General features: G+C 59.4%; 11 protein-coding genes and 1 pseudogene. 7 read left to right on the top strand and 5 right to left on the bottom strand.

Annotated elements, in window-relative coordinates; genetic code table 11:
• Nucleotides 1–23 precede the first annotated feature (23 nt).
• Nucleotides 24–296, bottom strand: a complete 273-nt coding sequence (locus AC1VVK_RS17450; protein ID WP_133085085.1) for a PRC-barrel domain-containing protein — start codon at nt 294–296, stop codon at nt 24–26.
• Nucleotides 297–442: 146 nt separating this feature from the next.
• Here AC1VVK_RS17450 and AC1VVK_RS17445 point away from each other — a divergent pair, with 146 nt between their 5' ends.
• From AC1VVK_RS17445 to AC1VVK_RS17435, 3 genes are all read left to right on the top strand, one after another.
• Nucleotides 443–1,762: an MFS transporter gene (locus AC1VVK_RS17445; RefSeq protein ID WP_482906087.1), complete on the top strand. Its 1,320-nt coding sequence runs from the start codon at nt 443–445 to the stop codon at nt 1,760–1,762.
• A gap of 149 nt (nt 1,763–1,911) precedes the next feature.
• On the top strand, nt 1,912–2,736 hold the full coding sequence (locus tag AC1VVK_RS17440; protein ID WP_482906086.1) for an NAD(P)-dependent oxidoreductase: 825 nt from the start codon (nt 1,912–1,914) through the stop codon (nt 2,734–2,736).
• Nucleotides 2,733–3,128 (top strand): carboxymuconolactone decarboxylase family protein, encoded by a 396-nt coding sequence (locus tag AC1VVK_RS17435; protein ID WP_133085088.1) that lies wholly within the window; start codon nt 2,733–2,735, stop codon nt 3,126–3,128. The genes AC1VVK_RS17440 and AC1VVK_RS17435 overlap by 4 nt, the downstream gene beginning before the upstream one ends.
• A 60-nt stretch (nt 3,129–3,188) precedes the next feature.
• On the opposite strand, the gene AC1VVK_RS17430 is transcribed toward AC1VVK_RS17435, so the two are convergent.
• On the bottom strand, nt 3,189–4,421 hold the full coding sequence (locus tag AC1VVK_RS17430) for a spinster family MFS transporter (protein WP_482906085.1): 1,233 nt from the start codon (nt 4,419–4,421) through the stop codon (nt 3,189–3,191).
• A 315-nt stretch (nt 4,422–4,736) separates the two neighbouring features.
• On the opposite strand from AC1VVK_RS17430, the gene AC1VVK_RS17425 reads away from it, so the two are divergent.
• From AC1VVK_RS17425 to AC1VVK_RS17415, 3 genes are all read left to right on the top strand, one after another.
• Nucleotides 4,737–5,615, top strand: a complete 879-nt coding sequence (locus AC1VVK_RS17425) for a helix-turn-helix domain-containing protein (protein ID WP_482906084.1) — start codon at nt 4,737–4,739, stop codon at nt 5,613–5,615.
• A 159-nt stretch (nt 5,616–5,774) separates the two neighbouring features.
• Nucleotides 5,775–8,168 carry a TonB-dependent receptor gene (locus AC1VVK_RS17420; RefSeq protein ID WP_482906083.1) on the top strand — a complete coding sequence of 798 codons (2,394 nt, stop codon included), beginning with the start codon at nt 5,775–5,777 and terminating at the stop codon, nt 8,166–8,168.
• A gap of 80 nt (nt 8,169–8,248) precedes the next feature.
• A complete protein-coding gene (locus AC1VVK_RS17415; RefSeq protein WP_482906082.1) occupies nt 8,249–9,049 on the top strand; it encodes an SDR family NAD(P)-dependent oxidoreductase in 801 nt (266 codons plus the stop codon).
• A 36-nt stretch (nt 9,050–9,085) separates the two neighbouring features.
• Here the strand turns inward: AC1VVK_RS17415 and AC1VVK_RS17410 are convergent, their stop codons facing one another.
• Nucleotides 9,086–9,451: a nuclear transport factor 2 family protein gene (locus AC1VVK_RS17410; protein WP_482906081.1), complete on the bottom strand. Its 366-nt coding sequence runs from the start codon at nt 9,449–9,451 to the stop codon at nt 9,086–9,088.
• A gap of 117 nt (nt 9,452–9,568) precedes the next feature.
• Between AC1VVK_RS17410 and AC1VVK_RS17405 the strand changes: the two genes are divergently transcribed.
• The gene (locus AC1VVK_RS17405) at nt 9,569–10,798 is read left to right on the top strand and encodes a cytochrome P450 (protein WP_482906080.1); all 1,230 of its coding nucleotides are present in this window, start codon (nt 9,569–9,571) and stop codon (nt 10,796–10,798) included.
• A 137-nt stretch (nt 10,799–10,935) separates the two neighbouring features.
• On the opposite strand, the pseudogene AC1VVK_RS17400 reads toward AC1VVK_RS17405, so the two are convergent.
• Nucleotides 10,936–11,702: pseudogene (locus tag AC1VVK_RS17400) on the bottom strand (IS5 family transposase).
• A 51-nt stretch (nt 11,703–11,753) separates the two neighbouring features.
• On the bottom strand, nt 11,754–12,026 hold the full coding sequence (locus AC1VVK_RS17395) for a hypothetical protein (RefSeq protein WP_132393029.1): 273 nt from the start codon (nt 12,024–12,026) through the stop codon (nt 11,754–11,756).
• Nucleotides 12,027–12,030: the final 4 nt, after the last annotated feature.

Below are 12,030 nucleotides of genomic sequence, written 5' to 3'. Positions count from 1 at the left end.
GCGAGACCGACCGGTAAATCCGCCTAGAGCTTCTTGATGTCGTCGGTCGACATGCTCGTTGTGACGCCCTTTTCACCGGCGGTCAGCGTGGCGACAGGGATCGTGATGAACTTGCCGCGGAAGATGATGCGCACAGCGGTCGCGGTACCGTCGCTATCCGTCAGGACCCGCTCAACTTTGCCGATCCGTGTGCCGTTCGCGGAATAGACCGCGTCGTTCCGCTTTACCGCTGCTCCGTCGGCAAGCGCAGGAACGGACAGGCCAAGTGCCATGAGTGCGATGATTATCTTCTTCATGCAATGAGATCCCCCCAATCAAGGTTGGCGGCGTGGTGGCGCAGGTCTTGCCGTCGATCAAGTGAAAAATGATACACTTGAGAGAAAAAGTGTTCTACCTGTCTCATGCGAGGCAAAAAGTCCGCCTAGGGAGAGCTGCCAAACCTATGCCCAGTTTCACGATGCGTGACCGTTGGTTTCTGCTGCTTCTGGGCGGAATCTACATGCTCAATTTCATCGATCGCACCATTATCGCGGTGGTTGGCGAGGCGATCCGCCGCGATCTCAAGCTCACCGATCTCCAGCTTGGAATGCTTGGAGGATTGGCCTTCTCGCTCTTCTACGCAGTCCTCGGAATTCCACTTGCCCGTCTTGCCGAGCGGTATAGCAGAGTGAAGATCATCGCGGCCGTCACTGTCATCTGGTCGCTGATGACGGCTCTTTCCGGCATGGCGGGGAGCTACGTTCAGCTCCTGATCTGCCGCATGGGAGTAGGGGTAGGAGAGGCAGGATTCACGCCGGCCCTCGTTTCCATGATTTCCGACAGGTTCGAGGCCAGCCGCAGGGCGGTCGTGTTCTCGCTCATTGCGCTGGGGGTCCCTATCGGCGGCGCGGTTGCCGCAATTGCGGGAGGGGCGGTCGCCCAGACATTTGGCTGGCGCCTTGCCCTGGTCTGCGTTGGATTGCCCGGGATTCTTCTGGCGGGCATGCTGATAACGACGATCCCTGAGCCCGCTCGGATTGATGCCGGCAAGAGCGCCGATACGCCAAAATTCGGCGCTGTACTGCGCAGGCTGGGCCGTTCGCCCGCTTTCCTCTTCCTTACCGCCGGGAGCGGATTTGTAGGAATGGTCGGCTTCGGTACCAACCTCTTCCTGATTCCGCTGCTTGTCCGGCGATATGAATTGTCCTTGTCGCAAGCCGGGCTCGTCTTTGCATTGTCGTTCAGCCTTGCCACGATGGTGGGACAGGCAAGCGGCGGATATGTCATCGCGAGCATTCTTCGCCGCGACCTGCGTTGGGGAGGCTGGGCACCGGCGGCGGCCGTTGCTCTAGCCTTTCCACTCTATCTGCTCGCTATCTACCAGGACGACTGGCGCTGGCTCGTGGGCTTCCTGTTTGGTGCGACGGCCCTGCTTTATGCCTTCACGCCCGCAATCATGACAATAACCCAATCCCTCGTCGAACCCAGGATGCGCGCTTCGGCAGCGGCACTTCATTCCTTCGGCCAGACCGTGGCGGGGCTTGGACTGGGGTCGGTGCTCCTGGGCTATCTCAGCGATCACCTTGCCGCCTGGCGCTATGGGGCCGGTTACGCGAGCGATTGCGTGGGCGCCGCGGGAGGTTCGATGACTCGAGCCTGCCTTCAGGCTGCGGCCGGCGGGTTGCAGCTCAGCATGGCGGCAACAGCATTTGTGCTGGTTTTGGCGGTCTTTCTATATTTGCGCGCCGCAACAAACCTCCCCGCCGAAGCAAATGCATCGTGAGAAGCTGTAAATTTGTCGCGTTTCGGCCAACGGGCAGCTGTCAGGATGACGTCGACGGCCCAGCTATGCCACGATTTGAAACATGTCGATCAAGTGGCCAAGGCGCCGCGCATGAGAGGTAGAAAATGGGACAAGCAGGAGTCATCGGGTTGGGTCAGATCGGTGCCGGCGTTGCCATATGCCTGGCACGATCTAACCAACTCGCGGCAGTCTACGACATCCGGCCGGATGCATCCGACACGCTGGACGGCGTGCCCGCGATAGAGAGCTCCCCTGCCGCTGTTGCCGAGCAGGCCGACGTGATCGTCATCGCTGTCGTCGATGCAAAGCAGACGATCAGCGTGCTCACCGGCCCCGATGGAGTGCTTGCGCGGGCGCGTCCGGGCATGACCGTCGTTCTCGTGGCGACCGTCTCGATCGAGGACTTGAACGCCATCCGCAGGCTTACGGAGCAAGCCGGAGTGGAGTTGGTGGATTGCGGCGTGACCGGCGGCCCGAAATCGCGCGAACACGGGCTCGTCTGTCTGGTGGGCGGCAGCGATCAAGTGATTGACCGGGTTCGGCCGGTGCTTGACGGCTTTGCCAAGCACGTTGCCCATATGGGCGGTCCAGGTTCCGGCATGGCTGCAAAGATTGCACGAAACGTCATTGTCTTTGGGGGACTTCGCGCAGGATACGAAGCGTCGATATTGTGCCGCAACGCCGGCGTCGACATCCGTCAGCTCAACGAGGTGATCGAGGCCAGTTCCGACAGTGTAGGGGGGCCGCTGATGCTGGCCATCCGCGACGACCCGTCGTCTAGCAAGAGCGAAGCGGCGGTACGCGAATATACCCGCTCACTGATGGTGAAGGATCTCGACGCCGCGATCGATCTTGCGCAGAGCTACGGGATTTCGCTTCCGCTTATCGAACTGACCCGCCGCACCGACCTGGCGGTTGTCGGCCTTGAAGCAGTATTGGGAGAAAAGGCATGAGTATCGACGAAACACAGTGGCAAAAGGGTCTCGAAACCTTTGATCAGGTTTATGGGCCGGGTTCCTCGGACATGGTGCTGCCATTCCGGAACTCATCGTTCAACCAGGAGATCGTCGGTAATCAGTTCGCCAACCTTTGGGCAAGCGATGTCCTGTCGATGCGCGAGAAGCGTCTGCTCGTGCTCGGTGCAACAGCCATGCTCGGCCGCACTGATCTCGTCGAAATTCAGATGAACGGCGCCTTGATCAACGGGGAGTTCACCGACGAAGAGCTCGATTTCATTCCCCTTTTCACGCTGTTCTATGCTGGCGCAGGCAATACCACGGCGCTCTTTAGGGGGATCGAGGCCGCCAAGGCCCGGCGCCGCGATCGCGTCGAAGCGGCCCAATAGGGAACAGAGATTTCAAGTTTTCGGGAATGGCCCGGCTCGCACGAGCCGGGCCATAATTCTTTAGGCGATTTGCTTCTCCTGCGCGCGGCGAATGGACCGCGATGCCAGCAACAGCACCAGTCCACCGGCAAACGTGAACAGCATAGCCGTCCCTATGCCCCATGCGACTCCCTCGGTCCCGCCCACGAAGTCGCTGACAGCTCCGATCAGATAGGTCCCGGCGCCAACACCGATCAGATTTGCGCCAAGTTGCACAAGCGATACGGCAAGACCGCGCAGGCGCGGGCCGGCTATCGTGACGATCACCGCATAGATCGGTCCGTTGTAGGAGGCGCTCAGGAAGCCGCAGGCCATGAGGAGCGCTTGCATGGGACCAGTTTGTGAAACGACCACCGTGCCGATCCCGGTCAGGGCAGTAAGAATGGGGATCACCGCGCCAAAGAGGGCGGTTCTCGCCGGATCGAAGCCGCCGCGCTGGCGATTTATCTGATCGATTGCCCACCCGGCAAGGAAACCGCCCACCGAGCCGAGGCCGCCGTAGGCAATGGCGATGGTGATGCCCGCGCGCGAGATCGGCATACCATGAACGCGAATGAGGAACGTCGTAAGCCAGGTGCTCATCCCGTAGATGCCGGCCGCGATCAGAATGATGGCGGCTATGCACAAGAACAGTCCCGGCCGCGCGGCGAGTTGAAGGATGCGTTCGGCAAGACCGGGCTGGCCCTCGGCTGGCCGTGCAGGCACCGGATCGTCGTAGGCGCCTCGCTGCGGCTCACGAACGGTTAGGAAAAGGATCGGCGCCAAAACAAGGCCGGGCAGTCCAGCTGCGGCAAAAGCCCATCGCCACCCACCGACCTGAACGATGGCCCCTCCAATCAGGAAGGCGAGGGCAAGACCGATGCCCGAACTCAGGTACCATATGCCGATAGCCGTCGCCCGCCGTTCCTCGCCGAAATAGTCGCTAAGGAGTGACATTCCGGTGGGAGAGCCGGCAGCTTCTGCGGTGCCGACCGCGGCCCTGCCGAGAAGGAGCGTCCAGAAACCGGATGCCAGACCGCATAGCGCTGTTGCGCCGCTCCAAAGCGCCAGTGCGATCGCCATCAGGTTGCGCCGGTTCAGGCTGTCCACCGCGATGCCGAAAGGCAGCGCGGCCAATGCGAAGAATATCCCGTATGCAAACCCGGCCAGAATGCCAAGCTGACCGTCGGTGAGTGAGAATTCCTTGCCTACCGGTGCGAGCACCAGACCGATGATCGCGCGATCGATCCCATGGCAAGTCTGCGATAGTGTCAAGATGCCAAGCACATACCAAGGGTAGCGATCGGCGGATTTGACTGGGTCCGGAGCTCTCATCGCACGGACCCGCTTTTGACCGAAAGGTTATGCATAGGTCTCCCCGTTGTGACGAGAACAGCCTAGCCCCCGGAAAACGTTCCGCCATCTACGGCCAATGCCGTCACTCGGCCAGATCGTGTCGCGCATGGGCCAACGGGATAAATTGCCGACAGCACTTTCGGGCATCTTGACGACCTACCCGAAGATAGAGGAACTGGAGGCGGCACAGGTATCTGATGCCCTCATAAAAAAAGAGAAGAGGCAGAGGTAACGATGTTTCGTCCGGAGAGCGATTGGACCGGCCAGGACAGGTTCGGCGTCGATGATTTCTACATCGAAGCGTTGGCATCGGTGAACGATGCCCGCGTCGATATCCGGCACTTCAATTGGGTGCGGCCCTGCAGCGGCGTGTTCAGCCCTGAAAAGCATTACCTCGACTATTCCCTCAATACCCAGCCTCGTCGCAGCATGCTTTCGATGGGGCGTTCGGACGGGTTCGTGGCGAGTGGCGACATGCTCTACATGCCGCCCCACCGTCAGTACGTGGGTGAACCGGCCCTGCAGGAACGTCATCTCGTTTGCGTCGCGCTCGGCGAGGCCTTCCTCGAAGAACTTTTCGATGGCGAACGCCCCTTCCACGGGCTGGAACCTTGTGCCGATGTTCAAAATATCGCGATGCGGCGCTTTTTCGAGGGGCTGGCGGCAGAGCTTCGTGTACCCGGATTCGCAAGCCAGGCCTTGATCGAATCCATGCTCATGGGACTTGCCGTGGAACTGGTTCGGCATGTGAGTACACAGGAATTCGGCGCCGGCAGCCCACGTAGTACACGGCAAGTGCGCCATATCGTCGACTATGTGATGGATAATCTGGCGGCGCCGCTCGGAGTTGCTGACATCGCTCGTGGTTGCAATATGAGCGTGCGGCACGTGGCGCGCGTGTTCAAGGACGGTACCGGCGTAAGTCTGGGGGAATTCGTTGCGCGCAGCCGGATTGCTCTCGCCAAGGAACTGCTGCGCGGCGACGGCACGCGGATCAAGGAGATCAGCTGGCGCTGCGGCTTCAACAGCACCTCGGCTTTTTCGGCCGCGTTCCGTGTGGCGACCGGCCAAACGCCCAAGGACTTTCGCTGCCAGCCGCGGCAGGTTCACTGACAGACGCCTGAACATATCGAGCGACGGCCAAAACATGTCGCGCCGCAGTCATTAACTCCGCAACCACTATGGAGGAAAATCCCCCGCGCTTAGGCTCCTCCCCGCGTCAACGTGCCGAAACAGGCACGGAGCAAAACAAAAACGACGTGGGAGGAACGGATGACCAAGGCTGTCATACTGGCGACTATAGCGACAGGCGCGTTGATTGCTGCGTGGGGGCAAGCCGCACACGCGCAGCAAACACAATCAAACGAAACTACCGGGATCCAGGACATCATCGTTACGGCTCGCCGGATCGAGGAGAGTCTTCAGACCACGCCGATTGCGGTAACGGCGCTCAGTTCCCAGGCACTGACGACTGCCAAAGTCGAAAACGTCGTGGATCTTCAACGTACGGCGCCCGGCCTGGTGATCGGCCGCGGTTCGGCGGGCGGCGATGGCATCGTGTTCGTGGCCATTCGCGGACAAGGAAACCTTCAACCGATCCTCGCCAACGATCCGGCAGTGGCGACATACGTCGACGGTGTCTACATTCCGCGCCCTTCCACCGGCATGACCGACATCCAGGATGTCGAGCGCCTTGAGGTGCTGCGTGGACCTCAGGGCACGCTCTTCGGGCGGAACACGACCGGCGGGGCTATCAACATCATAACCAAGGATCCAACCGACCAACGCGAAGGCAGATTCAAGGCGGAGTTTGGAAACTACAACAACCTCGGTGTTCAGTCCACGATCAACCTCCCCCTGGCCGAAGGGCTGGCGATCCGCGTCAGCGGCGCGATCAACGATCGCGATGGCTACGGGAACAATCCACTTACAGGAAGGGATTTTGCTGACAACAACAGCAAATTCCTGCGCGGTAAACTCAAGTACATTGGCAATGGCTGGGACGTCACTCTTTCCGGCGACTGGAACCGCCAGCGAAACAGCGGGCAGCAGATTGCTCTTTGGACCTTCAATCCCGCAATTGTCCCTGCTCCCTTTCAGCCGGGTCTCACCGCAGGTCTGCTGACCAAGGACAACTGGTGGGACAATACCGCTACCGGTACCTCGGTGCCGGCAGGTATTGGCAGACTCACGCCGCAGGCGCAGGCTCTCTATGGGGTGCAGCCGTTCAACACTCTGGAAGTATACGGTTTTTCCGGCACCGTTAATGTCGAACTGGGCCAACTCAATTTGAAGTCCATTACTGGCTATCGTCATTCGATGAACTACGGCTTGAGTGATACCGATGGTACCGCGGTTCCCTTGCTCGGGACCTTCGCTGGATCGGGGTCCTATTACCTTTCCCAGGAACTCCAGGTTTCGGGTAACGTAACGGACGGGCTCAGCTTCATCGCCGGTGCCTACGCCGGGAAAGAAAGCGGCTACGAGTTCAGTCGATCCCAGATCTTCGGCGGCCTCATTCGCGATTCCAATGCGGACGTTACCAACAAGACGTTCGGCTTGTTTGCGCAAGCCTACCTGGAGCTGACCTCGAGCCTGCGCGCCGTCGGTGGCTTCCGCTACACGTGGGACACCAGGGACAGTGTTTTGCACAATGCCCAGGTATATGGCCTGCCCTATGACGTGCCGGTCGCAGGCACGCCCACCGGCATCAATTGCACGGTCACTCCCACCGAACCGGTCACGGCCACGACCTGTAATCAGGACCAGAATGCCAAGTTCCACTATCCTGCATGGAACCTCGGTCTCGACTGGCAGGCAACGGACGATCTCTTCCTGTATGTCGCGACACGCGGGGCGGCGAAGGCTGGCGGCTGGAACCTGCGGGCAGGCGGGCTACCGGCATTCTCGCCGGAAAAAGTGAAGGATGTCGAAGGAGGTCTGAAGGTGGATCTCTTCGATCGGCATCTGCGCTTCAATACGGCGGTCTTCCATACTTGGAAGAGCGACAACCAGGCGATCGTCAACAGCTTCGTTCCCGGGATTGGCGTTACGCAGTATATCCAGAACAACGGCAAGGTGCGGATCTGGGGTGTCGAGGCCGAAGCAACTGCGGTTCCCTGGAAGGGTATGACCGTCAGCCTCAATGGGTCGCTTCAGGACGGCAAGTACGTCAAGGGCACATTTAACGAAATTCAGGTCGTCCCGGGCAGTGGCTGTACCAACGGATCGGGCGTGACGAACGGCTGTGTTGTCGACCTGAGCGGATTGCCGCTGCTGCAGCTGCCCAAGGAGCAGCTCAACGTCAGCGCGACCCAGAAGGTTCCGCTGGGTGCGGGCAGCTTCGCTGTTACGGGCGCCTATTCCTATATTGGGGCTCAGCATTTCGACGCGGTGAGGGCGGCCGATCAGGCATCCGCTGCGACCAAGGCCGCCTACGACACTGAGAACAGCCTCGGACGCGTGCCGGGATATGGTGTCTTCAACGGCCGGATCGCCTACCAGTTCGACAACCCAGACATCGAAATAGCCGTCTACGGACGGAACATCACCAACAACAAGTATCTGCTGCGAAGATTCCCGGATCTCTATCGGACCCTTGGAATTGTCGCAGCCTATGTCGGGCAACCGGCGACCTATGGGGTGGAATTGACGTTCAACTACTGATCGGCCGCGTCGAGGCGAACTATTGAGTAAGCGAGGGGACAACTTGGTCCCCTCGTACACGTCCGGGAGAATTGTGAGAGATGAAACGGCTAGAAAACAAAGTCGCAATTGTGACTGGCGGGGGCGGCGGCATCGGTACGGGTGTTGCGCGGCGGTTCGTTGAGGAAGGCGCGCTGGTCGTCGTCGCAGATGTTTCCGAAGAGGCCGCGGCGCGCACGGCTGCATCTTTGGGAGAAAGGGCGCTCGCGGTACAGTTCGACGCGGCCGAGCCGAAGTCGGTCAAGGCCATGGTCGACAAGACGGTCGCGCACTTCGGCAAGTTGGACATACTTCACAATAATGCGGCCATGACCGATCCGGTCAAAAGCCCTCAGGATACGACCGCAGTCGATATCCCGATCGAGATATGGCGCGAGATACTCGACATCAATCTCACGGGCTACCTGCTCGGATGCAAATACGCGATTCCGCACATGGTGGCCGGTGGCGGCGGCTCGATCATCAACACCGCCTCGAATTCAGGCTCGGCAGGAGACCTGGCCCGTATCGCCTACGGTTCATCCAAAGCCGGTATCATTGGGCTGACCCGGTACATCGCGACGCAGCACGGACGCGACAACATTCGCTGCAACAGCGTGGCCCCCGGTGTCGTGCTGACCGAGGCCCTGGAAAAGACGGTGCCGGGTCTCAAGGAGATCATCCAGCGGCATATATTGACGCCCAATTTCGGAACACCTGAAGACATCGCTGCGCTTGTGGCGTTCCTGGCGTCCGACGAGGCTCGCTACATTACCGGTGAGAACATCTCCATTTCTGGCGGCGGCCTCGTCCATCAACCGCATTATGCGGATCTGCTTGCCTTCATGCAGGCAGCGGACTGATCGATGCCCAAAACCCGCATTCGGACCAGGAAGCTTCTACCGGGCAGTCCGATGGAAGTATCTGATAGCCAACCGGCCGCCGGCAACTTTGTAGGTCTCGAGGCTGGTCAATCTGACCGTGCCGCTATCGGTCTGAAGGTGATTGGCGACATAGGCGGCGCCTTCCGTTCCATTGACTATCACATCAAGAAGTTCGGTGGTGCATTTGCCCCCGTATTCCTTCCACATGGCGGCCATCGCGGTGGGGCCTTCGACTGCGGAGGATCCGACATATTCGATCGTGAAACCGTGGGGCCCGAGCGAGCGAAAAAGCGCATCGAGCTCTTCGCGCTTGCCTTCGTTCCACAACCGGTAGTTGTCCCTGATCGCCTGCTCAAGATCCGGAGTGATTGCGTCGCCCATTTGCGTGGCCTCCATTGGCTGCGGATATTCCGCCCCGCCGCATTCGCATCCGGGCAGCGGGCGACGCACCCATCTTTGGCAAGGGTTGCCACTTTCCGTTGAGCTCTGGAGAATACCATGACTTCACTCGCCAAATCTTCGCTCCCCGCCCATGTTCCGGCCGAATTGGCGTTCACGCTGCCTCTCTTTGCGCGCAAGGTCGTCTATGAAAATCCGCAGGAAGTTCTGATCCCGGCAATGCACGCCGAGCTTCCGCCCGTCTCTTACGTCACTAACATTTTTCCGGGGGATCAACCCGGCTGGCTGCTGAAAAACGCCGAAGATGTTCAGGCAATGCTCCGCGATCCGGACAACTTCACCAAAAACGGCATGGGAAAATGGGCTCAGAATATTGGTGAAGACTGGCTCGTGATCCCAACGGAAGCCGATCCGCCGATCCATACCCAGTACCGCAAGGCGCTGAACGGCCATTTCGCGCCGCAGAAGATGTTTGCAATGAAGGAACAGGTCCGTGAACGCGCGCGGTCTCTCATCGGCGCCTTGCGAGAGCGGGGACAATGCGACTTCATTGCCGACTTCTCGGAGAAGTTTCCCATCTACATCGTCCTCGACCTTTTGGGCCTGCCGCAGGGACGAATGACCGAGTTCCTGAAATGGGAAAAGGAACTGCTCCATTCCAACGACTGGGAAGTGCGCGGAAATGCCGTGCGAAAGGTAAAGGCCTACCTGCTCGAGGAAATTGCAGCGAGGCGTGAGCAGCCACGCGACGATTACATCACCAAGGTGCTCGACTTCGAAGTAGACGGGCGGCCCTGGAATGATGACGAGGTCTTGGGGCACTGCTTCAACCTCTACATCGGCGGCCTGGATACGGTCACGTCTCTGCTGGGCAACATCTTCAACTATCTGGCATCGCATCCGGAAAAGCAGAACGAACTCCGAGCCGATCCTTCGCTCATTGTTTTGGCTGTTGAGGAGTTCCTGCGCGCCTTCGCACCTGTCACCGTGTTTCGCATCGCGACCAAGGAGATCGAAATTCACGGCCAAAAGATCATGCCTGGAGACTATGTGGCCTTCAGTTCGCCGGTCGTGGGTCGCGATCCGGTATTTTACGATGAACCGCAGGAAATCCGGTTCGACCGCAAGGCGGCGCACATGTCATTGGGAAGCGGCATCCACAAATGCCTGGGCATGCATCTCGCCCGACTGGAGTTGCAGATAGCAGTGGAGGAGTTTGTGACGACGCTGCCCGAATTCAGAATCAAGGACGGCTTCAAAGTCCCCTATTACGTCGGCAACATCTTGCACGTGCCCGATCTTCAACTTCAATGGGATAGCGCGGCCTGACAGTTGAGCGTCCGGGAAGCCCTGTTGGGCCTCCCGGACGCTCAGGAGTATCAGCCATAAAGCCTAATACTCTGCGCGTTCCGATAGCGAATTTTCCAGCCTAGAACGGTTGATCCGACTGCATCGGATCAACCGCTCTAGGCTGTAGACTCATAAACGCGAAGCCACAGCCGTATTGAAGCGAGTTGAACCATGGCAAGGAAGTTCTCGGCCAGTTTGTCGTAGCGGGTTGCGACGCGTCTGAAGTGCTTCAGCTTGGAGAAGAAGCGCTCGATGAGGTTGCGCTCGCGATAGAGCCATGTGCTGAAGTAAGGTTTCGAGCGCCGATTGACCTTGGGTGGGATGTTGGCGAACGCGCCTTTGTCGCGGAGCGATCCGCGGATGCGATCGGAGTCATAGGCCTTGTCCGCCAGCATGATCGTTCCAGCCCCGACATGATCAAGTAGATCGTCAGCGGCTTGGCCGTCATGGCTTTGCCCTGCAGTCAGGCTCAGCCGGATCGGGAGGCCTTGCCCATCGACGACCGCATGGATTTTCGTCGTGAGTCCGCCTCGGGAACGACCGAGACAATGATCTCGATCCCCCTTTTTGCGGTCGCAGCCTGTTGATGGGCGCGAACGGAGGTGCTGTCGATCATCTGGAGTTCGCTATCATGTGCGGCGGTGATGGCGTCCATCATTCGGTCCCAGACGCCCGCTTTTCGCCACCGCGCAAAGCGATTGTAGCAGGTAGTGCGCGGGCCGTAACGCTCGGGCAGGTCGCGCCATGGAGCGCCAGATCGCAGCACCCAGAATATCCCGTTCAGAACGCGTCGATCATCGACGCGCGGCACGCCCCGCGGCTTGTTGGGTAACAACGGTTCGATCACGCGCCATTCAAAGTCGGTCAAATCATATCGGCTCATGCTGACGCTGAATCAGAGTAGACGCTGAAATGGAATGGGAAATCGCCGAAATCAGTCTTCCCAGATCAAGAACGTCACCGTCGCAGCCTGATCTGTCCAATCCACTTTATGGGAGACGTGGAAGCCTTCATAGATCGAAGCCTGTAGCCAGCGAAATCCTTGATCTCGGCCCACAGGCTCCCACCCCGGAATGCGAAAACTTACGGCTTTGGCCGACGAAAGCTCGCCCCCGAGCGTGTCGCGGTACTGTTCCCAGCGCGCTTGAACTGTCGGTTGTTCCATACTTGCCTGAACATGCCCGCAGGCTGCGCCATCGACAACCATTTAT

This window comes from Novosphingobium sp. BL-S-32, from assembly GCF_056857055.1.
Note: the sequence above shows the minus strand (reverse complement) of the source record. Positions and strands in the feature narration are given on the sequence as shown.